This window comes from Actinomadura montaniterrae (assembly GCF_008923365.1).
Classification (GTDB): Bacteria; Actinomycetota; Actinomycetes; order Streptosporangiales; family Streptosporangiaceae; genus Spirillospora; species Spirillospora montaniterrae.
This window is the reverse complement of record NZ_WBMR01000142.1, coordinates 1-24,746: the sequence shown is the minus strand read 5'-3', so window position 1 is coordinate 24,746 and position 24,746 is coordinate 1. Positions and strand designations below refer to the sequence as shown.

Genomic DNA, 24,746 nt, shown 5'->3' with positions numbered 1-24,746 from the left:
CTGGGCGCCGCCCCGGGACCCGGGCGCCGCGGACGGTCTCGCGCTGCCCGCCGCGCCGCCGACCCGGCTCACCATCCCCGCGCTCGGCGTCCGCGCCCGCGTCGCGCGGGCCGGGCTGCTCCCTGACGGAACGCTCCAGCCGCCCCGGCCGCCGCACGAGGACCGGCCCGCCTGGTACACCGGCTCCGTCACGCCGGGCGAGGCGGGCACCGCCGTCATCGAAGGGCACCTCGACTCGTCAGCGGGGCCGTCGGTGTTCTTCCGGCTGGGCCGGCTCCGCCCCGGCCAGCACGTCCGGGTCCGCCGCGCGGACGGGGCGACGGCGGTGTTCACCGTCGACGCCGTCCGCCGCTTCCCCAAGGACGGCTTCCCCGCGCGGGCGGTGTACGCCGACACGCCGGGACCGTCCCTCCGCCTCATCACCTGCGGCGGCCGGTTCGACCCCGCCGCCCGCCACTACCGCGACAACACCGTCGCCTTCGCCCACCTGACCGCCATCTCTCGTTGAGGTGCGGCGGGCCGCCATCATGGCACCGCTCATGACGACGGCCCACCGCAGGCCAACGGGCTCGTGAGGCGTCAGTGCTTGCGGCCGGGGAGGCTCTCGTACAGGTCGGTGAGCTTCTGCCGGAAGCCGCGCTCGGCGATGCCGAACTTCTGCGGGTCCTTGAAGCCGGCCTTGACGGTCTTCTTGGCCTGGTCGCTCATGATGTGCGGCGGGATCGGCGGGATCTCGTTGTCCACCACGAACTCCAGCACCACCGGGCGGTCGCTCGACAGCGCCTGCTTCCACGCGTCGGTGACCTTCTTCGGCTCGTCGCAGTAGATGCCCTTCAGCCCCGCCAGCTCCGCGTACTTGGCGTAGGGGAAGTCGGGGATCGTCTGCGAGCCTGGGTACTTCGGGTCGCCGCCCATCGCGCGCTGCTCCCAGGTGACCTGGTTGAGGTCCTGGTTGTTGAACACGCAGAAGACCAGCGGCGGGGAGCCCGCCAGCCGGTTCGCGTACCGCTTGACGGTCAGCATCTCGTTCATGCCGTTCATCTGGAACGCGCCGTCCCCGACGAAGCAGATCACCGGGCGGTCGGGGAACGCGAACCGCGCCGCGATCGCGTACGGGACGCCGGGCCCCATCGTCGCGAGCGTCCCGGACAGCGAGGCCTTCATGCCGTCGCGGAGCTTGATGTGCCGCGCCCACCAGTTCGTGGCCGAGCCGGAGTCGGCGGTGAGGATCGCGCCGTCCGGCAGCAGCGGCGACAGCTCGTGCGCCACCGCCTGCGGGTTGATCTTGCCGCCGAACGACTGCCCGGCGCGCTTCTCCATCACCGTGTTCCAGGCGCGCACGTTCTCCTCGATCTTCTCCCGCCAGGACCGGTCCTTCTTGCGCTTGAGGAGCGGGATCAGCTCCTTGAGCGTCTCCTTCGCGTCGCCGACGACGTGCGCGTCCATCGGGTAGCGGATGCCGATCATCCGGCCGTCGATGTCGATCTCGACGCCCTTGCAGCTGCCCTCGTCCGGCAGCCACTCGGCGTAGGGGAAGCTGGACCCGATCATGAACAGCACGTCGCAGTTCATGATCATCTCGTCGCTGGCCTTGGAGCCGAGCAGCCCGATCGGGCCGGTGACGAACGGCAGGTCGTCCGGGACGACCTCGCGGCCGAGCAGCGCCTTGGCGATCCCCGCGCCGAGCAGCTCGGCGGCTTCGATGACCTCCGCCTCCGCGTTCGCCGCGCCCTGCCCGATCAGCATCGCGACCTTCTTGCCCTCGTTGAGGATGTCCGCGGCCTTCCGCAGCTCCTCCGGATTCGGCAGAATCCGAGGCTGGCTCCACCCCACGCTGGAGAACACCGAGCCGTGCTCCTTCGGCGGCGACGGGACGGCATCGCTCTCCTGGACGTCCTCCGGGATGATGATCGTCGCCACGCCGCGGGTGGTGAGCGCGGTCTTGAACGCGCGGTCGATGATGTGCCGCATCTGCCCCGGGTCCATGCAGATCTGCACGAACTCCGACACGTCCGCGAACAGGTTCTCCAGCGCCACTTCCTGCTGGTAGTGGGTGCCCTGGGAGAGCCGCTTCTGCTGCCCGATGATCGCGACGACCGGCTGGTGGTCCAGCTTGGCGTCGTAAAGGCCGTTCAGCAGGTGGATCGCGCCCGGCCCGGACGTGGCGGTGCACACCCCGACCTCACCGGTGAACTTGGCGTGGGCGCAGGCCATGAACGCGGCCATCTCCTCGTGCCGCGTCTGGATGAACTCCGGATGCCCCTTCGCGCGGTCGAACGCCCCCAGCATCCCGTTGATGCCGTCGCCCGGGTAGCCGTAGACCCGGTCGATGCCCCATTCGCGCAGCCTCTCGAGCACGTAGTCGGCTACCTGCTGGCCCATGATCTCTCCCGATGTCCGTCGATGCGCGTGTCGTCCCTTCGCCACGTCCCCGAGGAAGGGCGATGCAAACGAAGGGCAGAGCGGCCCCGGGGGACCGCCACCGCGGCCGCCCGCACCGTTTCGCCGCCCCTCCCAGCGGTAGTTAGAGCCAGGACGAGAGGGGGAGCGGCCGATGGGCACGGGAAGCGGGACCCCCGTCGACGGCATCGCGGTGCACGCGTTCACGCTGCCGACGGACGGCCCGGACGGCGCGGAGGAGGACGGCACCCTGCGCTGGGACTCGACGACGATGGTGCTCGTCGAGGCGAGCGCGGGCGGCCGGACCGGGATCGGCTACACCTACGGGAGCCTCGCCGTCGCGACGCTCATCGAGTCGAAGCTCGCCTCGCTCGTGCAGGGCGCGGACGCGCTCGCACCGGCCGCCGCCTGGCGCCGGATGTTCGCCGCGATCCGCAACGCGGGCCGTCCCGGCGCCGGGTCCATGGCGGTGTCCGCCGTCGACATCGCGCTGTGGGACCTGAAGGCCCGGCTGCTCGACCGGCCCCTCTTCCAGGTGCTGCCGAGCTTCCACGACCACGTCCCCGTCTACGGCAGCGGCGGCTTCACTAACTACCCGCTCGACCGGCTCGCCGGGCAGCTCGCCGGCTGGGTCGAGCAGGGGATCCCGCGCGTCAAGCTGAAGATCTCCCGGTCGCCGGACGACGATCCGCGCCGGCTGACCGCCGTCCGCGAGGCGATCGGCCCGGAACCCGACCTGTTCGTCGACGCCAACGGGGCGCTGACCCGCAAGGCGGCGCTGTACTGGGCGCGGCGCCTCGCCGGCGAGTGGGACGTGCGCTGGTTCGAGGAGCCGGTCAGCTCCGACGACACCGAGGGGCTGCGGCTCGTCCGCGAGCACGGCCCGGGCCGGCTGGAGGTGGCCGCCGGCGAGTACGGGTTCGTGCTGAAGGACTTCGCCGACCTGCTGGACGGCCCGTCCGTGGACTGCCTGCAGGCCGACGTGACCCGCTGCGGCGGCATCACCGGACTGCTGCAGGTCGCGGGCCTGTCGGCGGCCCGGCAGATCGGGCTGTCCGCGCACTGCGCCCCCGCCGCGTCGGCGCACGCGTTCTGCGCCGTCGAACGGCTCCGGCACCTGGAGTACTTCCACGACCACGTCCGCTTCGAGGAGCTGGTCTTCGACGGCACGCTCAGCCCGGAGGGCGGCGCGCTGCGGCCCGCCCCCGACCGTCCCGGCCTCGGACTCGACGTCAAGTGGGCGGACGCCGCCAAGTACCGGGTCCACGGCTCCGACTGAACCGGCCACCGGCACGACCCGGGCGGGGGGTCAGCGGGGGCGGATCAGGCCGCGGCGGGTGGCGGCCGCCACGGCGGCGGTGCGGGAGTCGACCTCCAGCTTGGCGTAGATGTGGACCAGGTGCGTCTTCACGGTCGTCTCGCTGAGGAACAGCCGCTTGCTGATCTGCCGGTTCGACAGGCCCTCGGCGACCAGGCCGAGCACTTCCAGCTCCCGCCCGGTCAGCGTCGCCGACGGCGCCCGCATCCGGCCCAGCAGCCGGGACGCGACGGACGGCGCGAGCGTGCTGTCCCCGGCGGCGGCCGACCGGATCGCGGCGTGCAGCTTCTCCGGCGGCGCGTCCTTGAGCAGGTAGCCGGTCGCGCCCGCCTCGATCGCGGCGAGGATGTCGGAGTCGGCGTCGAACGTCGTCAGCACCAGGACGCGCGGCGCGCGCGGCCCGGCCGCGGTGATCCGCCGGGTCGCCTCGCCGCCGTGGATGCCGGCGCCGAGCTGCAGGTCCATGAGGACGACGTCCGGGTGCAGCCGGGCCGCCTCCGCGACGCCCTCCTCGCCGGTCGCGGCCTCGCCGACCAGCGCGAAGCCGGGCTGCCCGGCCAGCATGGCGCGCAGGCCGGAGCGGACCACGGGATGGTCGTCGACCAGCAGGATGCGGATCGGCGCGGTCACCGCCCCTGCCTTCCTTCCGGGGCGTCGGGCGCGGCGGGCAGCGGCAGGCTCGCCACCACGGCCGTCCCCTCGCCCGGCGACGACTCGACGGTCAGCGTCCCGCCCAGCGCGCGGGCCCGCTCCCGCATGGCGCGCAACCCGTACCCGGTCCCCCCGGCGAGGTCGGTCCGGGTGGGGGACGGGTCGAATCCGCGGCCGTCGTCGAACACGTCCAGCACCACCATGCCGTCGAGGTAGGTCAGCGTCACGCCGACGTTCGCGGCTGCCGCATGCCGGCTCGCGTTGCCGAGCGCGCCCTGCGCGATCCGCAGCAGCGCCACCTCGTACTCGGTCGGCAGCTCCGCGGGCGTCCCGGACACCTCGAACCGCATCCGGGCGGGCGACCGCGCGCCCGCCGACTCGGTGACACGGCGCAGCGCGTCCGGCAGCGACGACCGCCGCAGGACGGGCGGGGCGAGCGCGCGCACGAAGCTGCGGGCCTCCTCCAGGTTCTCGGCGGCGGCCTTCTCCGCCTCGTCGAGCCGGCCGCGCGCCGCGCCGGGCGCGTGGTCGAGGTCGCGGCGCGCCGCCCGCAGCAGCAGGATGATGCTCGACATGCCCTGCGCGAGCGTGTCGTGGATCTCCCGGGCGAGCCGCTCCCGCTCGGCGAGCCGGGCGGCGCCCGCCTCCGCGCGGACGAGCCGCTCCCGGGTGCGCACCAGCTCCTCGATCAGCCGCCGGCGCTGCTCGCTCTCCCGGTAGAGCGCCGCGTACGCCAGCGCCATCATCGTCGCGACGGCCGCGCCGATGCAGGGCCCGAGCACCTCGGCGAGCGTCAGGCCGCCGCCGTGCCACGCGGACGCGGCGATCGCCGCGCCGGTCAGCGCGGCCACCCCGGGCAGCGCCGCCGGCGGCGGCAGCAGGTGCAGGTAGGCGAAGAACAGCGGGAACGCCAGCCACACGAAGTCGGGGGAGGACAGCGCCAGCGCCACCCACCCCGCGCTGATCACTCCCAGCCACGCGCGCGCGAGCGCCGGACGGGTGCGGTGCTCGCGCAGTTGCGGGACGACGGCCGCCGCGTACAGCAGGCCGAGCAGCACGCCGCCCGCGGCGGCCCAGGCCAGGCCGTCGTGCACCACGCGGACCAGGGCGATCGCGAGCAGCACCAGGAAGGTGCCGTGCACGGCCCAGCCGAGCAGCCGCACCGCCGGCGAGAACGGATCGTCCCTCATTTCTCACCCAGCGTAGGCGACCGGCCGGGACACGGAATCGATCGAAAGGTGGATCCGGGGCCGTCCGGAGTAAGGCCGTCCGGCGGTGCGCCCGCACGATGCGCCGGGGGCGCGCGCGGCAGAGGCTGGGAAACGTCCGGATCGACGAGGGAACGGGAGACGCACGGTGTTCGTGGCGCTCAGAGACCTGCGCTTCGCCAAGGGGCGGTTCGCGCTCATGGGCGCGGTCGTGCTGCTCATCACGCTGCTGGTGACGATGCTGTCCGGGCTCACCGCGGGCCTCGCCAGGGACAGCGGGTCAGCCGTCGAGGGGCTGCCCGCCGACCGCGTCGCGTTCGGCACCGCCGCGTCCGCCGACGGGAAGCCGTCGTTCTCCGACAGCCGGATCGACCAGCGGACGGTCCAGGGCTGGCAGGCCGTCCCGGGCGTGACGGCCGAGCCGCTCGGCATCTCCATGGGCCGCCTGTCCTACGGGTCCGGCGGGGAGCGCGGCGCGCCCGCCGCCTTCTTCGGTGTGGCGCCCGGCGGGAGGTCCGGCGGCGGGGCCCCGGCCGCGGGCCAGGTCGTCCTGTCGAAGGGGCTGGCGGGCACGACCGGCCTCGCGGCGGGCGCGAAGATCCGCATCGCCGGGCACGCGTTCGCGGTCGCGGGGGTCCGCGGCGACGCGTCCTACAGCCACACCCCGGTCGCCTGGCTCGGGCTCGCCGACTGGCGGGCGGTGAACCCGCAGGGCGGCGAGGCAGCGACGGTCCTGCTCCTGCGCACGCACGGCGGCCCGGACCTGCGGGCCGCCGACGCGCGGCTCGGCACCACCACCGTCCCGCTCGCCGACGCCCGGTCGGCCATCCCGTCGTTCAGCGCCGAGAACGGGTCGCTGCAGCTCATGCGCGGCTTCCTGTTCGCGATATCGGCGCTGGTCATCGGCGCGTTCTTCACCGTCTGGACGATCCAGCGGCGCGGCGACGTCGCCGTGCTGAAGGCGCTCGGCGCGAGCACCGGCTACCTGCTGTGCGACGCGCTCGCGCAGGCGGTGCTGGTGCTGCTGGCCGGGGCCGGGCTCGGCGGCGCGATCGGCGGGCTGGCCGGCGCCGCCGTCGCGGGACGCGTCCCGTTCGTCGTCTCCGCCGGCACCACCGTCCTGCCGGTCGCCGTCATGATCGTGCTCGGCGCCGGCGGGGCCGCGCTCGCCGTCCGGAAGATCACCTCCGTCGACCCGCTGACCGCGCTGGGAGCCGCCCGATGAGCCTCGTGCTGCATGACGTCGTGCTGACCTACCCCGACGGGGACCGCACGCTGACCGCCCTCGACCGGGTGAGTTTCACGGTCGCGGCGGGCGAGTTCGCGGCCGTCGCGGGCCCGTCCGGCTCCGGGAAGTCGAGCCTGCTCGCGGTCGCCGCGCTGCTGATCGCCCCCGCGTCCGGCACCGTCGCGGTCGCCGGACGGGACGCCGCCGGGCTGGGCCCCGCCGAGCGCACCCGGCTGCGCCGCGACCGCGTCGGCGTCGTGTTCCAGCAGCCCAACCTGCTGCCCTCGCTGACCGCGCTCGACCAGCTGACCGTGATGGCGCACCTGGCGGGCCGTCCCGCCCGCGCGGCCGCCGGCCGGGCCCGCGAGCTGCTCGCCGCGGTCGGGCTGGCCGGACTGGAGCACAAGCGGCCGCACCAGCTGTCCGGCGGCGAGCGGCAGCGCATCGCCATCGCCCGCGCGCTGATGAACGACCCGCGCGTCCTGCTGGCGGACGAGCCGACCAGCGCGCTCGATCACGAGCGGGGCGCCGCGGTCGTCGCCCTGCTCGGCCGCCTCACCCGCGAGCGCGGCGTCGCGGCCGTCATGGTCACCCACGACCTCGCCCAGTTGGACGCTGCGGACCGGGTCTGGACGATGCGGGACGGCCGGCTCTCAGAAGCCCCCGCTGCCGGTCAGCGAGGTCCCGCCGCCGGTCACCGGGGCGGCCACGGCGGGCCGCCCTGCGTCGACGCCCACACCCACACGTAGATGAGGAAACCGGTCGCGATCAGTCCCAGCAGCAGCGGCCAGTTCAGCCCCGCCGCCCTGCGTCCACGCCTCGCGCGCACGTTCACCACCCGTTCCGTTCGAGAGTGCGTCACTGGCGATGTGTCCGCACGGACGGGCCCTATGCCCCGGAACAGGCAAACTCGACGAGCAGACTCGGCCTGGAGAACCCCAGGTCAGACGCGCATCACGGCCGCGTGTCATCGCCGCGCGTCATGGCCGCGTGTCACGGCCGCGCGTCTTGGATGCCGTGGCCGGTCTTCACGTCTGACGGCCCGGTTCCACCGGCGTCGCCGGTGGGGCGTCGGCGGGCCGGCCGCGCTGCGACTCCCAGCCGTGCGCGTCCAGGGCGCGCAGGAACGCCTCCACCATCACCGGGTCGAACTGCGTGCCCGCGCAGCGCCGCAGCTCCCGCTTGGCGTCGCCGACCGGCATCGGCTGCTTGTAGGGGCGCGCGGAGGTCATCACGTCGAAGGCGTCCGCCACCCCGATCACCCGCGCGAACTCGGGGATCTCGTCGCCGACCAGGCCCATCGGGTAGCCGCGGCCGTTGACCTTCTCGTGGTGGTGCATGATCCCGGCGAGCGCCTCGTCCAGGAACCCGATCTCCCGGACGATCTCCAGCCCGCGCATCGGGTGCAGCCGGACCGCGGCGAACTCCTCGTCGGTGAGGTCGCCGCCCTTGCGCAGGATCTTCGTCGGCACGCCGATCTTGCCGATGTCGTGCAGCATGCCCGCGTACCGGATCGCCTCGACCCGCTCCGGGCGCATCCCGATCTGCCGGGCGATCATCACCGCGCCGCGCGACACCCGCTCGGAGTGCCCGCGGGTCGCCGGGTCCTTGGTCTCGACGGCCTGGCACAGCGCGGCGAGCGTCGCGTCGTAGGCGCGGCGCTGCCCGAACGTCTGCTCCAGCGCCCACCGGGCGACGAACAGCGGCAGCAGCACCAGCACCGCGACGAGCGGCCCGAGGTCCGGCCACAGGCCCGCGATCAGCAGCCCGTACATCCCGTACCCGACGCACACCCCGGCGAGCTGGCCGCTGTCGCGCACCAGTTCGCCGGGCTCGGACTCGCCGCTGAGCAGCAGCGCGCCCGAGGTCAGGACGAGGTTGACGAGCACGAACGTCAGCAGCGCGCCGACGAACGGGCCGAGCGCGTCCCAGACCCAGCCGGCCCGCCCGGGCTCGAACCGGGCGCCGCCGAGCGCGCCGAACACGACCCCCGCCGCGTAGCCGCCGACGGCGAACTGCGCGCCGTTGAACAGCCGCTTGACGAGCGCGACGTTGCGCTGCCCGGTCGCGACGGCGCTGAGGCCGACGAGCGCGGCGCCGGCCGGGCCGAGGAGCACCACCGACGCCAGGCTCACCGCGAAGCCGAGCGACATCCGGGCCCGCTCGACGTTCAGCCGGGCCGGCAGCGAGTCGCAGAGGACGAACAGTGCGACCAGCGCGACCAGCACGTGCGGGTCGACGTCCCCGGGGGACGAGGAGCCGATCAGGACCGCCGCCAGGGCGATGACGACGCAGACGTAAAGCCAGGCGGCGCGGGGCAGTCCAGGCATGCCGTCTCCCGGGGAGTCGACTCGCGATCACTCTAGGTGTCCGAGCGATCACCGAAAGCATACGCCTCCTTGGCCCTCTCATGGGGGTGTTGCGCCGAACGGATGGGTGCTCCTTTCGCGCGGCGGGGGCGAAGTCCGTGACTCCGGTGCCGCGCGGCGGCGCCGACCTGAACGTTTGCGGCACGTTCGGGGGCAATCGGGGTAATGCCTGGATGCGGCCCCGGCAGCCGGGGCATGTAGTACTACGTAATCAGTAGTAGGTCGATCGGGCGAGGCCTGGGCGCTTCGCTCCGCTGGGGGGAGGATGCCGTGACCGGGGCGGGTGGCCGCGAGCGCCGGAGGGTACTGCGGCGCGCGGTGCGATGGGGCGGCAGGACGACCGTACGGGCGCTGTCGGCGATGCTGGAGCCGCTCGCGCTGCTGCTGCTGCGGCCGGCGAACCGGCGGCGGGCGCGCCGCGCGCCCGCCGCGACGGCCCGGAAGGTGATCTTCCTGGTGCAGCACGCCTACGGCGCGGGCGGCACGGTCCGGACCGTGCTGAACACCGCGGGGCAGCTCGCCCGGCAGCGCGAGGTCGAGGTCGTCGGGCTGATCCGGGAGCTGCGCCGGCCGAGCTTCCCGATCCCCGACGGCGTCCGGGTGTCCAGCCTGGACGACCGGGTCGACCCGCCCGGCGGGGCGCGCGGCCTCGCCCGCCGGGTGCTGTCGCGGCTGCCGAGCCTGCTCGTCCCGGTCGGCGAGCCGTCCTACCGGCGCTGCTCGCTCTGGACGGACCTGCTGCTCATCCGGTTCCTGCGGTCGCTGCGCACCGGCCTGCTGATCACGACCCGGCCGGGCCTGAACCTCGCGGCGGCGGTGTTCGCGCCGCCGGAGGTCCGCACGGTCGGCCAGGAGCACATGAACCTCGGCAGCCACCGGCCCGCCGTCCGCGACCGCGTCCTGCGCCGGTACGGGCGGCTCGACGCGGTCGTCACGCTGACCGCGACCGACCTCGCCGGATACCGCCGCGAGCTGCCGGACGCGCGGCGGCTCGTGTGCATCCCGAACGCGCTGCCCGAGCTGAACGGCGGGCCCGCCGACCCCGCCGCGCGGACGGTCCTCGCCGCCGGGCGGCTCGTCCGGCAGAAGGGCTTCGACCTGCTGCTGGACGCCTGGGAGCAGGTCGCGGCGGACCATCCGGGCTGGACGCTGCGGATCTACGGCGGCGGACCGTGGCGGCAGCGGCTGCAGCGCCGGATCGACCGCCGGGGCCTCGCGTCCAGCGCGTTCCTGATGGGCCGGACGGGCGACATGGGCACGGCGATGTCCGAGGCGTCGATCTTCGTGCTCAGCTCCCGGTACGAGGGGCTGCCGCTGGTGCTGATGGAGGCGATGAGCAAGGGCCTCGGCGTGGTGTCGTTCGACTGCCCGACGGGCCCGCGCGAGCTGCTCACCGACGGGGTCGACGGGCTGCTCGTCAAGGGCGGGGACGTGGCGGCGCTCGCGGCGGCGATCGGCCGGATGATCGACGACCGGCGGCTGCGCGAGGAGCTCGGGGAGCAGGCCGCCGGCGCGATGGCGCGCTACACGCCGGAGGCGGTCGGCGCCGAATGGGACGCGCTGCTCGACGACCTGGTCAGGCCCGCCCCGGCGCGGCGTCCCGCGAGACGGCGCGTCCCGGAGAAGGAGGCCGGGCTGCTGTAGAGCGGCCGGGCTGCCGGAGAACGGCCGCGCGGGGCCAACGGCCGGCGGGCCGCCCGGTGCTCAGGACGGGTGGTCGCGGGGGTCGCCGCCGAGCAGCCGGAGCAGGACGTCCTCGTCCTCGGGGGACAGCTCGCTGACGAAGTGGGCGAGGACGTCGGCGTGCTGGTCCTCGCCACCGAGGAGCCGCTTCATCTGCACGGCCCTGCGGCCCGCCTCGTCGCGCTGGTACGTGTACGCGTAGCCGCGGCCCGCACGCTCCCGCCCGGCCTGGCCCTTCTCGTGCAGCCGTGCCAGGACGGTCATCACCGTCGTGTAGGCGAGCGGCCGTGCCAGCCGTTCCCCGACCTGCCGGGGAGTGAGCGGCTCGCCGGCCTCCTTCAGGACCGCCAGGACCTCGGCCTCCAGGCCGCCCTTCGCGCGCCGGTCGCCTGCGGGGCTGGGCATGGGCTGGTCCCTTCTCTGCAGTTCGCGACGGTGCGGCGTCTCCAACCTACCCGGTCGGCGCCTCCGGCCCGAAGATCAGGACGGCCCGGGCACCCCGGGCGCGGCGGGCAGCAGTGCGAGGCGTTCGAAGCCGGGCGTCCACCAGCGGGTCCGGTCGGGCGCGACGGCGAACGCCTCGACGCCGGGACGCGCGGACGCCCATTCGCGCGCTTCGTCGCCCATGACGAACGCGGCGGTGGCGAGCGCGTCGACCTCGGTGAGGTGCCGTCCGACGAGGGTGAGGGAGGCGAGCGCGGTGGCGGGCCGTCCGGTGCGCGGGTCGACGATGTGGTGGCCGCGTTCGGCGGTGCCGGACGTCGCGACGGCGAGGTCGGTGCCGGTCACCACGGCGGCGAGCGCGGCGGGGTCCGCGGGGTCGGCGAGGCCGATCCGCCAGGGCTCGCCGGGGGCGGCCCCGCCGCGCAGCTGGATGTCGCCGCCGCCGTTCACGCAGTGGTCGCGGGCCCCGGCGTCGTGCAGGATCGCGGACGCCCGCTCGATCGCCCAGCCCTTCACCAGGCCGCTCGGGTCGAGGCGTCCGGCCGCCGTCGCGCTGAACGCGCCGCCGGTCTCGTGCTCCAGCTCGTCGCAGCGCCGCAGCACGTCGGCCACGTCGGGGTCGCAGCCGGCCACGTCGATCTCGCCGCGCGCGAGGCGGGAGATCTGGCTGTCGTCGCGGTAGGGGGAGAAGACGCGGTCGACGCGGTGCAGCCACGCGACGGCCCGCGCGAGCGCCACGGTGATCTCGGGGGTGCGGGGCGAGCGGACGTCGAAGGAGAACACCGTCCCCATGACGTGCTCGACGTGATGGACCGACTCAGGCATGGGCGGCGTCCAACGCGCTCTGCAGCGACTGGATGTAGCCCTCGCTGGTGTAGGTGGCGCCGGACACCGAGTCGATCCGCGCGCTGCCCGCCGCGAGCGCCTCCTGCGTCAGCTGCGGCACCGCGAACTGGTTGATCTCCTGGTCGCGGGGGTTCTCCGACGGCACCTGGAGCACCTTCACCGCGGTGAGGCGGCCCTTGGACATGGTGATCTCGACCTGCACCGGCCCCCACCGGGTGTCGATCACGTCGCCCTTGTAGGTGCCGCTGGAGCCCCCGGACTTCGCGGACGACGATGGGGAGGACGACGGGGACGGCGCGGCGGCCGTCCCGGTGCTCGGCCCGGCGGTGGACGGCGCCGCCGCCTTCACGGCCGCGCTCTGGTGCGGCTTGAACGACAGCAGCAGCGCGACGCCCGCGACGGTCGACCCGGTGGTGATCAAGGCTCTGCGCATGGACGGCCCCCTCAGAACTCGAACGACTCGTGGCGGATGTGGCGGCGCCGCACCCCCGCCTGCTTCAGCGCCGCGAGCGCGGCGCCGGTCATCCCAGGCGGCCCGCACAGGTACACGTCCCGGTGCCGGACGTCGGGGACCAGGCTGTGCAGGGCCTCCCCGGTGAGCGGGAGCGCGTAGCCTGCCGGCTCGCTCACGAAGTAGTAGACCCGGGCGCCCCGCGCGGCGGCGATCGCGTCCAGTTCGTCCCGCAGCGCCAGGTCCTCTGGGCGGCGCGCCTTGTAGAGGAGGACGACATCGCCGGGCAGCGTCTCGAACAGCGTCCGCAGCGGCGTGATGCCGACGCCGCCCGCCAGCAGCAGCGCCCGGTCGTGGTGGGGGCGCGCGCCGGTGAACCCGCCGTACGGGCCCTCCGCCCACACCCGCGTGCCGGGACGCAGCCGGAACAGCGCCGCGCTGTGGTCCCCGGCGGCCTTCACGGTGATCCGCAGCCGCCCGCCCCGGACGGGCTCCGACAGCGAGTACGGGTTCGCCGCCCACCACAGCCCGGGCGCGAGGAACCGCCACCGGAAGAACTGGCCGGGACGCGCGCGCAGCTCGTCCAGGTGCCGCCCCGTCATGTAGATCGACACGACGCCGGGCGCCTCGGCGTGGACGGCGGCGACCCGCAGGCCGTGCCGCAGCCCCCGCACCACCGGCATCACGAACCGGAACCACACCAGCACCAGGCCGACGCCGCCGTACAGCGCGTACCAGGCCGCCTTCGCCCAGGTCGTCCCGGCGAACTGGGCGCCGTCCGCCAGCTGGTGCCAGAACGCCAGGTAGATCGCCAGGTAGGTGGCGAAGTGCAGGTAGTGCCAGGTCTCGTAGCGCAGCCGCCGCCGCGCGGCCCGCGCCGAGGTGACGCCGACGCCGACCAGCAGCAGGAACCCGAGCGTCCCCTTGATCATCTCGGGGTAGTCGAACACGATCGAGACCGTCTGGTGGACGACGTCGGTCCGCGACGTCACCGCGTACCCCCAGATGATCAGCAGGGCGTGCGCGCACGCCAGGCAGACCGTGTACCGGCCGCCCATCGCGTGCCAGCGGGCCAGCCGGTCGGTGCCGACGCCGCGCTCCAGCGCCGGGATCCGCGCCATCAGCGCGAGCAGCACCGCGCAGCCGTAGCCCGCCATCAGCCCGGTGACGCGGCCCGCCTCGGTCAGCCAGCCGTCCAGGCCGGTGACCGACCGGGTGCCGTGCCACCAGAGCAGCAGCACCGCCACCGCCCCCGCGTAGATCAGCGCCTGCGGCCACGAGGACGGGACGCGCCACGCCGCGCGGGGCGCCGGCGGCGCGGGCCGCCTGAGGTCATGCCTGGTCGTGGTCATGGCGGCCACCCTGCCAACGGAGTTTCTGAGTTCCTTCTGATCCGTGGGGGAACAGGCCGATTGAGAGGTTTCTCTGAGGAAACGCAGAGGTTGGAGGGGGAGGCTGGGCCGCATCATGAGCACTCCCGAACCCGCCGGCGCCGGACTGCGCCGCGCCGACGGCACCCCCGTCCGCGTCCTGGTCGTCGACGACGAGCCCGACCTCGCCGAGGTGCTGTCGCGGGTGCTGGCGTCCGAGGGCTGGTCGGTCCGCACCGCCGGGGACGGCGCCGGCGCCCTCGCCGCCGCCCGCGAGTTCCGCCCCGACGCCGTCGTGCTGGACGTGATGCTGCCCGACGTCGGCGGCCTGGAGGTGCTGCGGCGGCTGCGCGCCGACGCGCCCGACGTGTGCGTGCTGTTCCTGACCGCGCGGGACGCCGTCGAGGACCGCATCGCCGGGATCACCGCGGGCGGCGACGACTACGTCACCAAGCCGTTCAGCCTGGAGGAGGTCCTCGCCCGGCTGCGCGGGCTGCTGCGCCGCGCCGGGATGACCCGGCAGGCCGGCACGGCGGGGCTGCTGACCGTCGGCGGCCTGGCGATGGACGAGGAGGCCCGCGAGGTCACCCGGGACGGCGACATCGTCGAGCTGACCCCGACCGAGTTCGAGCTGCTGCGGTTCCTGATGCGCAACCCGCGCCGGGTGCTGTCCAAGGCGCAGATCCTCGACCGCGTCTGGGACTACGACTTCGGCGGGCAGGCGCACGTCGTCGAGCTGTACATCAGCTACCTGCGCAAGAAGATCGACGCGGGCCGGACGCCGATGATCCACACCGTGCGGGGCGTCGGGTACGTGCTGAAGCCGCCGGAGTCCTCGTGAAGGTGCCGCACGTCCGGACGCTCCGGGCCCGGCTCACGGCGGGCCTCGTCGTCCTGCTGGCGCTCAGCTGCCTCGCGGTCGGCGTCGCCACCACCACGGCGCTGGACCGGTTCCTGGTGAGCCGGATCGACCAGCAGCTCGCCCTGGTCGGCGGGCGCTTCGCGGCCAGCCTGGAGCACGAGCACCACCCCGACGCCGACAACCGGCCCGACTCGCGCGGCCAGGCGTCCGGCACGTTCGGCGCCCGGCTCTACCAGGGGCGGGTCACCACGGCCGCGGTCGTGCGCGGGCAGTCCGTCGCGCCGGTGCCGCTGACCGGCGGCGACGCCCGCGCCATGGCGGCGCTGCCGGCCGACGGGAACGGCCACGACCTGGAGCTGTCGGCGCTCGGCGACTACCGGGTGAGCGCCTACCGGGGCGACGACGGGGACGTGCTGGTCACCGGGCTGCCGCTGCGGCCCGTCGAGGAGACCGTGCACCGGCTGGAACGCGTCGAGGCCGTCGTGTTCGCCGCCGTGCTGATCGCGGCCGGGATCGCCGCGGCCGCCTGGGTGCGGCTCGCGCTGCGGCCGCTGCGCCGCGTCGCCGCGACCGCGTCCCGCGTCACCGAGCTGCCGCTCGCCAGCGGCGAGGTCGCGATGCCCGAGCGCGTCCCCGACACCGACCCGCGCACCGAGGTCGGGCAGGTCGGCGCCGCGCTCAACCGGATGCTCGGGCACGTCGAGGGCGCGCTGGCCCGCCGGCACGCGAGCGAGGAGCGGCTGCGCCGGTTCGCCGCCGACGCCAGCCACGAGCTGCGCACCCCGGTCGCCGCCATCCGCGGCCACGCCGAGCTGGCGCTGCGCACCCGCGACGGCGTCCCGCCGGACGTCCGGCACGCGCTCGGCCGGATCGAGGCCGAGTCCGTCCGGATGACCGACCTGGTCGACGACCTGCTGCTCCTCGCCCGGCTCGACGCGGGCCGCCCGCTGGAGTCCGAGCCGGTCGACCTGACCCGGCTCGTCCTGGACGCCACCAGCGACGCCCGCGCCGCCGGCCCGGACCACCGCTGGGAGATGGTGCTGCCGGAGGAGCCGGTCACGATCACCGGGGACGCCCGCCGGCTGCACCAGCTGCTGGCGAACCTGCTCGCCAACGCCCGCACCCACACCCCGCCCGGCACCCACGTCACGGTGCGGCTCTCCCAGCCGGAACCGCCGGGCGCCGTGCTGGAGGTGGAGGACGACGGGCCGGGCGTACCGGCGGAGGCCCGCGACGAGATCTTCCACCGGTTCGTGCGGGCCGACCACGGCCGGTCCCGCGCGGCCGGGGGCACCGGCCTCGGCCTCGCCATCGTCCAGGCCGTCGCCGCCGCGCACGGCGGCACGGCGGAGCTCGCCGGACGGTCGACGTTCCGCATCACCCTGCCGGGCGGATGATCAGGTCCCCGTCGCGCAGATGTCGCCGTCGGCGTGGATCTCGCCCTCCAGCGTCGGGATGCCGGCCTTCTTCTTCGCCTTCACCGCGGTGAACGACGTGCCGAGGACCAGGTTCACCACCCCCGGGCCGGCCTTCGGGTACAGCGCCTTCTTCGCGCCCGGGATCACCGCGGCGAGCGCGGCGGCCTGCGCCTGCGAGCCCTGCGCGTAGTACACGCCGGTCGTCTGCCGGGTCTTCATGGTGGCCGTCCCGAGGACCACGAAGCCCTGCGCCTTGAGCTGCTTCGCGACCTTCGCGGCGGTGCTGGAGCTGCCGGTGGCGTTGTAGAGCCGCACCTGCACCGGCCCGGTCGTCTTCTTCGCCGCGGCCTCGACGGCCTGGTCCTGCCGGATCGCGGTGAAGAACTGCCCGGCGGCCGGCTGGCTGAGCGCCACCCGGTTCGGGTCGGGCGCGTACGCGGCGACGGGCACCGTGACGAAGTCGAGCTTGCCGGCGGTCAGCCCGTGCATGCTCCGCGCGATCTTCACCATCGTGCCGAGGTCCAGGCCCTTGTCGGTGGTCAGCGACTTCGTGCCGGCCTCGGCCAGGTCGTACACCTTCTTCGGGTCGGTCAGCGTCCCCGCGCTCAGCACCTTGTTCGCCAGCGACCCCATGAACTGCTGCTGCCGCTTGATCCGCTGCAGGTCGGACTCGTCGCCGAGGCCGTGCCGGTCGCGGACGTAGGCCAGCGCCGTCTCGCCCTTGATGGTGTGCTTGCCCTTGCTCAGGTGGAGCTTGGAGTCCTTGTCGTTCACGTCCTGCGGCAGGCAGACCTCGACGCCGCCGACCGCCTCGGTCACGCTCTTGAAGCTGGTGAAGTCGACCTGCATGAAGTGGTCGATCTTGATGTGGGTGAGGTCCTCGATCGTCTTGACCGTGCAGGACGCGCCGCCGTTGGTGAACGAGCTGTTGATCATCCCGATCGGCACCGCGGCCGAGGCGGTGCCGTCCGCCCGCCGGCACGCCGGGATCGGCACCATCAGGTCGCGCGGGAAGCTGATGCCCATCGCCTGCTTCCCGCCCGGCGACAGGTGCAGCAGGATCATCGTGTCCGAGCGCGGCGGGTCGTTCTTCATGCCGCGCCCGTACTTGGCGTTGGCGCCCGCGCGGCTGTCGGTGCCGAGCATCAGGATGTTCAGCGCGCTGTTCAGCTTCGGCGGCCGGTTCCCGCCGATCAGCTTGTCGGTGTCCTCGTGGTCGATGTTGTGCTGGAGCTGCCAGTAGAACCCGTAGCCGGTGGCGCCGGCCGCGACGACCAGCACGGCGGTGACGATCGCGACCCACTTCAGCACCCGCCGCCCGCGCCGCCGCGGCGGCGCGGGATCGGGGTCGGGGTCCACCCCGTCCGCGTAGTCGATGTAAGTGGGGTTGCTGCTCATCGGCTCCAGCGACTCCGTCTGAATCGTGAGCACCGGTCAGCGGCCACCGCGCTCAGTCGAACCTTGTTCAAACACGTGACTCAGACGACAGTATCCTCTACCGTTCGACCTTCAGGAACGATGGTCACGGGGTCGGCTGGGACGACTCCAGCGGGTCACCGGACGGGCCGTCCCGGCCGTTCTAGTCGTCGAGGAGGCCGTCGCGGCGGGCCTCGCGGTAGAGCGCGATCCGGTTGGAGGCGTCGCGGCCCGCCCGGGCGTACTTCTCCCGTGCGCGCGCGAGGTACTGCTTGACCGTGTGCTCGCTGATGCCCATCTGGCGGGCGACGGCGGCGCGGGTGAGGCCGCCGAGCCACAGCCGCATCGTCCGCAGTTCCTGCTCGGAGAAGCGCGGACGGCACGGGCCCGGCTCGCAGGGCGCGGGCGCCTCGCCGGCCACCGCGAGGATCGCCTCGACCAGCCGGCGCTGCCCCTCGGCGGACTCCTTGCGGACGAACGCGCGGGCGCCCGCCAGCTCGGCCCGGCGCGCGAGGTCGGCCTCGGCGCGCTCGGAGAAGACGACGATGCGGTGCCCGGCCGCGGCGAGCGCGGCGATCCGCTCGAACGCCGGCTCGCCGCCCGTCCGCGGGTCGATGACCAGGACGTCGGCGGCGAGGCGCGGGTCCAGCCCGTCGATGCTGGTGGCGGTGTCCACGATCTCGACGGGACGCGGGTCGCCGTCGATCCAGGCGCGGACGCCGGACAGCACCACATCGTGATCGTCGACGACGGCGACGGTGACTCGGCGGGTGGGAGCCATCGGGGAGCGGGTTCGACCTTTGTTCGGGCGGGGAGCGTGCGTACGGGGAGCGTGCGTGCGAGCGGGAGCGAGGCGGGGGCGTGCGCGTACGCGCGGGTCAGTGCGGGGAGCGGCAACCCCTCGATCTTACTGAGCGAGACCGTCCCGTCATAGAGAGTTTTGATTGGCCCGCCGGTGACGCCGCGCGCCCCCGGCGGCACGGGAGCCATGACCCCCGAACGACCGTCATGACAGACGCCTCGACTCTGCGCAAACTGAGCCGTACTGCCGAAGCAGGCGTACCGACGCAGGGGGGAACCACATGTACGGGGTCGGTCTCAAGGTGCTCGGGCCGCTGGAGGCGGCCGTGGACGGCCGTCGGGCGGAGCTGCCGAAGGGCGGGCAGCGGGTGCTGCTCGCCGCGCTGGCGCTGAACGCGGGGCAGGTCGTCCCGCTCGATCAGCTGCTGGACCACCTGTGGGGCGACCGGCTGCCCGACCGGCCGCGCGGCGCGCTGTACTCCTGCGTGTCCCGGCTGCGGCAGTGGCTCGACCGGCACGCGCCCGGCTCGGCCGGGCTGCTCACCACCTCCTCCGGCGGGTACGTCCTGGAGCTCGGGCCCGGCCAGCTGGACCTGCTGCGCTTCCGCGCGCTGATGCGCGAGGCCGCCGCGGCGGGGGAGCGCCGCGACCTCGCCGCCCAGTCGGCGCGGCTGCGGGAGGCGCTGGCGCTGTGGCGCGGGCCCGTCCTGGCGAACGTCCGGTCCGACACGCTCCAGCAGACGGAGGTGCCGCGGCTGACCGAGGAGTACCTGCGGGCGGTGGAGTGGCGGTGCGAGGTGGGGCTGGCGCTCGGCGAGCACGACGGGATGGTCGGGGAGCTGCGCGCGCTGACCGACCGGTACCCGTTCCGGGAGCGGTTCTGGTGGCAGCTGATGCTGGCGCTGTCGCGGTCGGGCCGCCGCGTGGAGGCGCTGGCCGCGTACCGGAAGGTCAGCTCGCAGTTGCGCGCCGAGTTCGGCGTCGACCCCGACCTGGAACTCCGCCGCCTGCAGATGGCGATCCTGCGCGACGACCATTCGGTCCTTTCGCTGTGATCCGTCAGAGATTTCCGGCGGACATCGTCTTCGCGAGCAGTTCGTAGGAACGCAGCCGCTCGTCGATGTCGTGGACGAGTGTCAGCACCATGAGTTCGTCGGCGTCCGTGCCGGCGAGCAGTTCGCCGAGGCTTTTCCGGACGCTTTCCGGGTCGCCGATCACATGGTGCGCCATGCGTTCGCGGAGAACCGCGTCCTCCTCCGCCGTCCAACGGATTTTCGCGGCGTCGCCGGGAGTGACGTTCGGGCCGTTCCGGACGCCCCTCAAGGACTGGGCCACGATCACCTTGGACGGCCCGGCGAGCCATTCCGCGCGCTCGGCGGAATCGGCGACGATGACCGACGCGGCGAGCAGCGTCCGCGGTTCCGGGAACGCCGCGGACGGCCGGAAGGCGTCGCGGTAGGCGCGGAGCGCGGGCTCGGCGTTCTGCGGCCGGATGTGGTGCGCGAACGCGAACGGCAGCCCGAGCTCGCCGGCGAAGCGGCCGTTCTCGACGCTCGATCCGAGCAGCCACACGTCCGGCGCGCCGTCCGCCGCCGGGACCGCGACGACCGGGTCGCCGGGCCGCGGCGCCAGCAGCCCGACCAGCTCGCGGACCTGCTCGCGGTACGCCTCCGACCCGGGCGGGCTGCTCACCCGGCGCAGCGCCTTCGCCGTGCTCATGTCGGTGCCGGGGGACCGGCCGACGCCGAGGTCGATACGGCCCGGGTTCAGCGCCTCCAGCGTCCCGAACTGCTCGGCGACGACCAGCGGCGGATGGTTCGGCAGCATCACCCCGCCGGAGCCGACCCGGATCCGGGACGTGGCGGCGGCGAGCTGCGCGACCAGCACCGGCGGCGCGCAGCTGGCGATGAACGGGGCGTTGTGGTGCTCGGCGACCCAGTACCGGTGGTACCCCATCCGCTCGGCCTCCGGCGCCGTCCGCAGGGACTCGCGCAGCGCCCGCGCCGGCGACGAGCCCTGCCACACGGGCGCGGTGTCGAGGATGGAGAGGATCGTCATCGCCGGCTCCTTCGATCGGTTCTGCCGTCCTGCCGATATTCGCGCCGGGAACAGGCGATCTCAATACCGCGCGGCTTCGCTGAAAGGCAACTGCAAGGTAAGTGAAATGACCTTCCTCCTAATGTGGTAGCGCAACGGGGAGGCCCATCCGGGGCCGTCCCGGTTCGCAAGGAGGGTGTGTTTCATGCAGCAGAAGGTCGCGGCTTACGAGCCGCCCGCGCTGATGGAGGTCGGCGGCTTCGCCGAGCTGACCCTCGGCCGGCCGAGCTGGGGATTCGAGAACGACTGGTCGTGCGTCATGCTCTGCTGACGGCCCGCGCGGCCCGTCGGCTCGGAACGGCTGTGCCGGCGCCGGTTCGCCCCGGCGCCGGCACGCTCCGCGAAAGGGAAAGGGAAATGGTCGAGTTCCGCGTCCTTCCGGACACCGCCGCGGCCGCCGCGCTGGCGGGCCCGGCCGATGCGCGGTTCGAGCACGCGTCGGGCCGCCCCTGGATCGCCGGGCGCTGGGACCGGGAGAGCGTCGTGTCCGCCGCGTGCGGGCGCGACCGCGTCGTGCTGTTCGGGCCCGCCGACACGACCCCGGACGAGCTGGAACGCGTCCTCGCCCGGGTCCGCTCCGTGCGGGACCTGGACGCGCTGTGCGGGCGGCTCGCCGGGAGCTTCCATCTGGTCGCGTCCATCGACGGGCGCGTCCGGGTGCAGGGCAGCCTGTCGGCCGCGCGGCAGGTCTTCCACACCTCGCTCGGCGGGATGACCGTCGCCGGGGACGCGCCGGCGTCCCTGCCGGGCGACCACCGGGTCGACGAGGAGCTGCTCGCGGCGCGGCTCGTCGCGCCGTGGCCGCCGTGGCCGATCGCCGAGACGCCGCTGTGGACGGGCGTCGAGGCGGTCCCCGCCGGCAGCTACCTGGAGATCGGCGCCGACGGGCGGGGACGGCCCGTCCGGTGGTGGACGCCGCCGGAGCCGCACCTGCCGCTCGCGGACGGGGCGCGCCGCGTCCGGCGGGCGCTGCACGACGCGGTCGCCGTGCGCGCGCGGGACGCCAAGACGGTCAGCGCCGACCTGTCCGGCGGGATGGACTCCACCAGCCTGTGCTTCCTCGCGGCCGACGAGGCGGACCGGCTCGTCACGACCCGGTGGGAGGCCGTCGACCGCGCCGACGAGGACCGGCACTGGGCGCGGCTCGCCGCCGAGGACCTGCCCGCCGCCGAGCACCTGGTGCTGGCCCGCGACACCGCCCCCACCTGGTTCGATGGGATCGCCGAGCCCGGTCCGGACCCGGACGTCGAGGGGCCGTTCGCATGGATCCGGACCCGGGCCCGGCTCACCCACCTGGCCCGCCGCGTCGCCGCCGCCGGCTCCGCGTCCCACCTGACCGGGCACGGCGGCGACGAGCTGTTCCTCGGCAACCCGCTCAACCTGCACACGCTCGCGCGGACGCGGGGCGGCGGCGCCGTCCGACACCTGCGCGCGTACCGGGCGATGTACCGGTGGCGGCTGCTGCCCGCCGCGCGGGCGCTGCTGAACCGCGACACGTTCGGCGGATGGCTCGCCGCATCGGCGGACACGCTCACCGACCCGGTCCGCGACGTCGGCGGCGCGCCCGCGTTCGGCTGGGGCATCGCCTACCGGCTGCCGCCGTGGGCGACCCCCGACGCCGCCGACGCGGCGCGGACGCTGCTCCGGCGGGTCGGCGCGTCCGGCGTCGAGCCGCTCGCGCCGCTGCGCGGGCAGCACGCCGCGCTGCAGGACGCCCGGCTCTGCGGCGACACGATCCGCCGCGTCGACCGCCTCACCTCCCGCGAGGGCGTGGCCTGGCACGCGCCGTTCGTCGACGACCGGGTCATCGAGGCCGCGCTCGCCGTCCGCCTCCAGGACACCACGATGCCCGACCGCTACAAGCCCGCCCTGTCCGCCGCGATGGCCGGGATCGTCCCGGCCCGGATCCTCGGCCGCGCGACGAAGTCGGAGTACAGCGCGGAGGCCTACGACAGCCTGCGCCGGCACCGCGCCGAGCTGCTCGGCCTGTGCGGCGACGGCATGCGCCTCGCGCGGCTCGGGCTCGTCGACGCCGCCGCGCTGCGCGCCGTGCTGGAGGCACTGCCGCCCTCGTCCCTGACCCTGATGCCGCTGATCAGCACGTTCGCCTGCGAGACGTGGCTGCGCGCCGTCGAGCGCGACCGCGTCCCGCACCCATGAACCGGAGGCCCGAGATGCCCGTGACTCCCGGGGCGTCGCTGTCGCCCCACGTGACCATGACCGAGACCGAGCACGGCACGGTGCTGCTGGACGAGCGCACCGGCCGCTACTGGGCGCTGAACGCGACCGGCACCACCGTGATCCGGCTGCTGCTGGACGGCGGGACCGTCGACGACGCCGTCCGCGAGCTGCGGGAACGGCACCCGGACGCGGCGGAGCGGGTCACCGCCGACGTCGCCGCGTTCGTCCGGACGCTCCGCGACGCCGAGGTGATGACCCCGTGACGATGCCGGTCGCGCTGGAGCCGTCCGTCCCGCTGACGCGGCGGCGCAGGGCCGGGGCCCGCGCCGCGGTGGGCGCCGCCCGGCTGATCGCGGCGCTGCCGCCGCGCCGGCTGCGCCGCGTCCTCGCCGTCCTGCGGCGCGGCGCGCGTCCCGCGACGGGGGAGGAGGCGCTCGCGGCGCGGCAGGCGGTGGTGACGGTGAGCGTCCAGTGCGCCGGGCAGGGCTGCCTGCAGCGGTCCCTCGCGACGGTGCTGCTGTGCCGGGCGGGCGGGACGTGGCCGGACTGGTGCACCGGCGTCCGCCTGGAGCCGTTCCGGGCGCACGCGTGGGTGGAGGCGGACGGGGAGCCGGTCGGCGAGCGCGCCGAGGTGCTCGCGTTCGCCAAGACGATGGTCGTCGCGGCGCCCGGCAGCGCGCAGGCGGACCGATGACGGGCCTGGTCCTGCTCGGCTGCCGGGCGCTGATCCTCACCGTGTTCGCCGCCGCGTTCGTCGGGAAGGCGCGCAGCGCGGCCCGGTTCCACGGGTTCGTCCGGTCGGTCCGGCAGCTGGCGATCCTGCCGGAGCGGGTCGCCGCCCCGGCGGGCGCGCTGGTCGTCGCGGGCGAGGGGACGGCGGTGGTGCTGTTGGCGCTGCCGCCCGCGGCCCGCGCCGGGTTCGCTCTGGCGTCCGCCCTGCTCGCCCTGTTCATCGGCATCGCGGTGCGCGCCGTCCGCGGCGGCGTCTTCGCCGAATGCCGCTGCTTCGGCTCGAAGGGCGCGGTGATGGGGCAGGCGATGATCGTCCGGAACCTGCTGCTGCTCGCCGCCGCGCTGCCGGGCGCCGTCGCGGGCGCGCCCGTCCCGGCCGGACGGCCCGCCGCGGCGCTGGCCGCGGTCGCCGCCGGAGCGTTCGGCGCGTGGGCCTTCACCCGCTGGTACGACCGGATCGTCGCGGCGCTGATGAAGCGGCTGCTCGCCCCCGCCCGGAACGCGGGATGACCGCCGTGTCCGGCCGGGCGGCCGAGTACGCGATCGAGGCCGCGGGCGTCAGCAAGTGGTTCGGGCCGGTCCAGGCGCTGGACGGGGTGACGGTCGCCGCGCCGCCCGGCACGGTGCTCGGGCTCCTCGGCCACAACGGCGCCGGGAAGACCACCCTCGTCAACGTGCTCGCCACGCTGTGCCGGCCCACCGCCGGCACCGCCCGCGTCGCCGGGTACGACGTCGTCCGGCAGGCCCGCGAGGTGCGCCGCCGGATCGCGCTGACCGGGCAGTTCGCGGCCGTCGACGAGCAGATCTCCGGCCGCGACAACCTGGTGCTGGTCGCCCGGCTGCGCGGGACCGGGCGGCGCGCCGCGGACCGCCGCGCCGCCGAGCTGCTGGAGATGTTCGACCTGACCGGCGCGGCCGACCGGCCGGTGCGCGGCTACTCCGGCGGGATGCGGCGCCGCCTCGACCTCGCCGCCAGCCTGACGGGCCGTCCCGAGGTGCTGTTCCTCGACGAGCCCACCACCGGCCTGGACCCCGCCGCCCGCCTCGCCACCTGGGCGGTCGTCGAGGGCCTCGTCCGGGACGGCACGACCGTCGTGCTCACCACCCAGTACCTCGACGAGGCGGACCGGCTCGCCGACGCCATCGCCGTCCTCGCCGACGGCCGGGTCGTCGCGTCCGGCGCGCCCGCCGACCTGAAGGCCCGCGTCGGCGGGCGCACCGCCACCGCGCGGCTCGCCGGGCCGGACGCCGTGCGGGCCGCCGCCCGCGCG

The 24,746-nt window shown here is 74.7% G+C and carries 25 protein-coding genes; 14 read left to right on the top strand and 11 right to left on the bottom strand.

The window, feature by feature from the left end:
* The coding region (locus tag F9B16_RS34515; protein ID WP_151544415.1) for a class F sortase at window positions 1–508 on the top strand (508 nt) is incomplete at its 5' end.
* Window positions 509–579: 71 nt separating this feature from the next.
* Here the strand turns inward: F9B16_RS34515 and F9B16_RS34510 are convergent.
* The gene (locus F9B16_RS34510) at window positions 580–2,382 is read right to left on the bottom strand and encodes a thiamine pyrophosphate-requiring protein (RefSeq protein WP_151544414.1); all 1,803 of its coding nucleotides are present in this window, start codon (window positions 2,380–2,382) and stop codon (window positions 580–582) included.
* 172 nt (window positions 2,383–2,554) lie between these two features.
* Between F9B16_RS34510 and F9B16_RS34505 the strand changes: the two genes are divergently transcribed.
* Window positions 2,555–3,679: an enolase C-terminal domain-like protein gene (locus F9B16_RS34505; protein WP_151544413.1), complete on the top strand. Its 1,125-nt coding sequence runs from the start codon at window positions 2,555–2,557 to the stop codon at window positions 3,677–3,679.
* A 30-nt stretch (window positions 3,680–3,709) separates the two neighbouring features.
* Here the strand turns inward: F9B16_RS34505 and F9B16_RS34500 are convergent, their stop codons facing one another.
* Window positions 3,710–4,348, bottom strand: coding sequence for a response regulator (locus F9B16_RS34500; protein ID WP_151544412.1), 639 nt, complete (start codon window positions 4,346–4,348; stop codon window positions 3,710–3,712).
* Window positions 4,345–5,559: a sensor histidine kinase gene (locus tag F9B16_RS34495; RefSeq protein WP_151544411.1), complete on the bottom strand. Its 1,215-nt coding sequence runs from the start codon at window positions 5,557–5,559 to the stop codon at window positions 4,345–4,347. The genes F9B16_RS34500 and F9B16_RS34495 overlap by 4 nt, the downstream gene beginning before the upstream one ends.
* 172 nt (window positions 5,560–5,731) lie before the next feature.
* Here F9B16_RS34495 and F9B16_RS34490 point away from each other — a divergent pair, with 172 nt between their 5' ends.
* Window positions 5,732–6,802 (top strand): ABC transporter permease, encoded by a 1,071-nt coding sequence (locus F9B16_RS34490; RefSeq protein ID WP_449699717.1) that lies wholly within the window; start codon window positions 5,732–5,734, stop codon window positions 6,800–6,802.
* Entirely contained in the window at window positions 6,799–7,554 is a 756-nt protein-coding gene (locus F9B16_RS34485; protein ID WP_151544409.1) for an ABC transporter ATP-binding protein, read from the top strand. Before F9B16_RS34490 ends, F9B16_RS34485 begins: the two co-directional genes overlap by 4 nt.
* A 279-nt stretch (window positions 7,555–7,833) precedes the next feature.
* Here the strand turns inward: F9B16_RS34485 and F9B16_RS34480 are convergent, their stop codons facing one another.
* Window positions 7,834–9,135, bottom strand: coding sequence for an HD-GYP domain-containing protein (locus tag F9B16_RS34480; RefSeq protein WP_151544408.1), 1,302 nt, complete (start codon window positions 9,133–9,135; stop codon window positions 7,834–7,836).
* Between the two features lie 309 nt (window positions 9,136–9,444).
* Between F9B16_RS34480 and F9B16_RS34475 the strand changes: the two genes are divergently transcribed.
* Window positions 9,445–10,818: a glycosyltransferase family 4 protein gene (locus tag F9B16_RS34475; RefSeq protein WP_225992202.1), complete on the top strand. Its 1,374-nt coding sequence runs from the start codon at window positions 9,445–9,447 to the stop codon at window positions 10,816–10,818.
* 60 nt (window positions 10,819–10,878) lie between these two features.
* Here F9B16_RS34475 and F9B16_RS34470 read toward each other — a convergent pair whose 3' ends face one another.
* The 4 genes from F9B16_RS34470 to F9B16_RS34455 all read right to left on the bottom strand — a co-directional run bounded on the left by F9B16_RS34470 (window position 10,879) and on the right by F9B16_RS34455 (window position 13,950).
* Window positions 10,879–11,262, bottom strand: coding sequence for a BlaI/MecI/CopY family transcriptional regulator (locus tag F9B16_RS34470; RefSeq protein ID WP_151544407.1), 384 nt, complete (start codon window positions 11,260–11,262; stop codon window positions 10,879–10,881).
* 75 nt (window positions 11,263–11,337) lie between these two features.
* On the bottom strand, window positions 11,338–12,126 hold the full coding sequence (locus F9B16_RS34465; protein WP_225992201.1) for an FAD:protein FMN transferase: 789 nt from the start codon (window positions 12,124–12,126) through the stop codon (window positions 11,338–11,340).
* On the bottom strand, window positions 12,119–12,580 hold the full coding sequence (locus F9B16_RS34460) for an FMN-binding protein (protein ID WP_151544406.1): 462 nt from the start codon (window positions 12,578–12,580) through the stop codon (window positions 12,119–12,121). The genes F9B16_RS34465 and F9B16_RS34460 overlap by 8 nt, the downstream gene beginning before the upstream one ends.
* Window positions 12,581–12,591: 11 nt before the next feature.
* Window positions 12,592–13,950 carry a ferredoxin reductase family protein gene (locus F9B16_RS34455; protein WP_151544405.1) on the bottom strand — a complete coding sequence of 453 codons (1,359 nt, stop codon included), beginning with the start codon at window positions 13,948–13,950 and terminating at the stop codon, window positions 12,592–12,594.
* Window positions 13,951–14,065: 115 nt separating this feature from the next.
* Here F9B16_RS34455 and F9B16_RS34450 point away from each other — a divergent pair, with 115 nt between their 5' ends.
* On the top strand, window positions 14,066–14,809 hold the full coding sequence (locus tag F9B16_RS34450; RefSeq protein WP_151544404.1) for a response regulator transcription factor: 744 nt from the start codon (window positions 14,066–14,068) through the stop codon (window positions 14,807–14,809).
* Entirely contained in the window at window positions 14,806–16,227 is a 1,422-nt protein-coding gene (locus F9B16_RS34445) for a sensor histidine kinase (RefSeq protein ID WP_151544403.1), read from the top strand. The genes F9B16_RS34450 and F9B16_RS34445 overlap by 4 nt, the downstream gene beginning before the upstream one ends.
* Here F9B16_RS34445 and F9B16_RS34440 read toward each other — a convergent pair whose 3' ends face one another.
* Window positions 16,228–17,679, bottom strand: a complete 1,452-nt coding sequence (locus tag F9B16_RS34440) for an LCP family protein (RefSeq protein WP_225992200.1) — start codon at window positions 17,677–17,679, stop codon at window positions 16,228–16,230.
* Window positions 17,680–17,827: 148 nt separating this feature from the next.
* Window positions 17,828–18,445 carry a response regulator transcription factor gene (locus F9B16_RS34435; RefSeq protein WP_151544402.1) on the bottom strand — a complete coding sequence of 206 codons (618 nt, stop codon included), beginning with the start codon at window positions 18,443–18,445 and terminating at the stop codon, window positions 17,828–17,830.
* Window positions 18,446–18,746: 301 nt separating this feature from the next.
* On the opposite strand from F9B16_RS34435, the gene F9B16_RS34430 reads away from it, so the two are divergent.
* Window positions 18,747–19,520 carry an AfsR/SARP family transcriptional regulator gene (locus F9B16_RS34430; protein ID WP_151544401.1) on the top strand — a complete coding sequence of 258 codons (774 nt, stop codon included), beginning with the start codon at window positions 18,747–18,749 and terminating at the stop codon, window positions 19,518–19,520.
* Window positions 19,521–19,524: 4 nt separating this feature from the next.
* Here F9B16_RS34430 and F9B16_RS34425 read toward each other — a convergent pair whose 3' ends face one another.
* On the bottom strand, window positions 19,525–20,523 hold the full coding sequence (locus tag F9B16_RS34425; RefSeq protein ID WP_151544400.1) for an LLM class flavin-dependent oxidoreductase: 999 nt from the start codon (window positions 20,521–20,523) through the stop codon (window positions 19,525–19,527).
* Window positions 20,524–20,707: 184 nt separating this feature from the next.
* On the opposite strand from F9B16_RS34425, the gene F9B16_RS34420 reads away from it, so the two are divergent.
* From F9B16_RS34420 to F9B16_RS34395, 6 genes are all read left to right on the top strand, one after another.
* A complete protein-coding gene (locus F9B16_RS34420) occupies window positions 20,708–20,833 on the top strand; it encodes a lasso RiPP family leader peptide-containing protein (RefSeq protein WP_151544399.1) in 126 nt (41 codons plus the stop codon).
* 86 nt (window positions 20,834–20,919) lie between these two features.
* The gene (locus F9B16_RS34415; protein WP_151544398.1) at window positions 20,920–22,722 is read left to right on the top strand and encodes an asparagine synthase-related protein; all 1,803 of its coding nucleotides are present in this window, start codon (window positions 20,920–20,922) and stop codon (window positions 22,720–22,722) included.
* Between the two features lie 14 nt (window positions 22,723–22,736).
* On the top strand, window positions 22,737–23,006 hold the full coding sequence (locus F9B16_RS34410; protein ID WP_151544397.1) for a lasso peptide biosynthesis PqqD family chaperone: 270 nt from the start codon (window positions 22,737–22,739) through the stop codon (window positions 23,004–23,006).
* 2 nt (window positions 23,007–23,008) lie between these two features.
* Window positions 23,009–23,437, top strand: coding sequence for a lasso peptide biosynthesis B2 protein (locus F9B16_RS34405; protein ID WP_151544416.1), 429 nt, complete (start codon window positions 23,009–23,011; stop codon window positions 23,435–23,437).
* Window positions 23,434–23,985 (top strand): MauE/DoxX family redox-associated membrane protein, encoded by a 552-nt coding sequence (locus F9B16_RS34400; protein WP_151544396.1) that lies wholly within the window; start codon window positions 23,434–23,436, stop codon window positions 23,983–23,985. The genes F9B16_RS34405 and F9B16_RS34400 overlap by 4 nt, the downstream gene beginning before the upstream one ends.
* On the top strand, window positions 23,982–24,746 hold a 765-nt coding region (locus F9B16_RS34395; RefSeq protein ID WP_151544395.1), incomplete at its 3' end, for an ABC transporter ATP-binding protein. The genes F9B16_RS34400 and F9B16_RS34395, both read left to right, overlap by 4 nt.

Excerpts from the sequence above, each read along its gene's own strand:
- F9B16_RS34455 (WP_151544405.1), bottom strand. The coding sequence starts at position 13,950 with ATGACCACGACCAGGCATGACCTCAGGCGGCCCGCGCCGCCGGCGCCC.
- F9B16_RS34400 (WP_151544396.1), top strand. The coding sequence starts at position 23,434 with ATGACGGGCCTGGTCCTGCTCGGCTGCCGGGCGCTGATCCTCACCGTG.
- F9B16_RS34415 (WP_151544398.1), top strand. The coding sequence starts at position 20,920 with ATGGTCGAGTTCCGCGTCCTTCCGGACACCGCCGCGGCCGCCGCGCTG.
- F9B16_RS34485 (WP_151544409.1), top strand. The coding sequence starts at position 6,799 with ATGAGCCTCGTGCTGCATGACGTCGTGCTGACCTACCCCGACGGGGAC.
- F9B16_RS34495 (WP_151544411.1), bottom strand. The coding sequence starts at position 5,559 with ATGAGGGACGATCCGTTCTCGCCGGCGGTGCGGCTGCTCGGCTGGGCC.
- F9B16_RS34425 (WP_151544400.1), bottom strand. The coding sequence starts at position 20,523 with ATGACGATCCTCTCCATCCTCGACACCGCGCCCGTGTGGCAGGGCTCG.
- F9B16_RS34430 (WP_151544401.1), top strand. The coding sequence starts at position 18,747 with ATGTACGGGGTCGGTCTCAAGGTGCTCGGGCCGCTGGAGGCGGCCGTG.
- F9B16_RS34435 (WP_151544402.1), bottom strand. The coding sequence starts at position 18,445 with ATGGCTCCCACCCGCCGAGTCACCGTCGCCGTCGTCGACGATCACGAT.
- F9B16_RS34420 (WP_151544399.1), top strand. The coding sequence starts at position 20,708 with ATGCAGCAGAAGGTCGCGGCTTACGAGCCGCCCGCGCTGATGGAGGTC.
- F9B16_RS34510 (WP_151544414.1), bottom strand. The coding sequence starts at position 2,382 with ATGGGCCAGCAGGTAGCCGACTACGTGCTCGAGAGGCTGCGCGAATGG.
- F9B16_RS34460 (WP_151544406.1), bottom strand. The coding sequence starts at position 12,580 with ATGCGCAGAGCCTTGATCACCACCGGGTCGACCGTCGCGGGCGTCGCG.
- F9B16_RS34450 (WP_151544404.1), top strand. The coding sequence starts at position 14,066 with ATGAGCACTCCCGAACCCGCCGGCGCCGGACTGCGCCGCGCCGACGGC.
- F9B16_RS34470 (WP_151544407.1), bottom strand. The coding sequence starts at position 11,262 with ATGCCCAGCCCCGCAGGCGACCGGCGCGCGAAGGGCGGCCTGGAGGCC.
- F9B16_RS34465 (WP_225992201.1), bottom strand. The coding sequence starts at position 12,126 with ATGCCTGAGTCGGTCCATCACGTCGAGCACGTCATGGGGACGGTGTTC.
- F9B16_RS34405 (WP_151544416.1), top strand. The coding sequence starts at position 23,009 with ATGCCGGTCGCGCTGGAGCCGTCCGTCCCGCTGACGCGGCGGCGCAGG.
- F9B16_RS34480 (WP_151544408.1), bottom strand. The coding sequence starts at position 9,135 with ATGCCTGGACTGCCCCGCGCCGCCTGGCTTTACGTCTGCGTCGTCATC.
- F9B16_RS34505 (WP_151544413.1), top strand. The coding sequence starts at position 2,555 with ATGGGCACGGGAAGCGGGACCCCCGTCGACGGCATCGCGGTGCACGCG.
- F9B16_RS34410 (WP_151544397.1), top strand. The coding sequence starts at position 22,737 with ATGCCCGTGACTCCCGGGGCGTCGCTGTCGCCCCACGTGACCATGACC.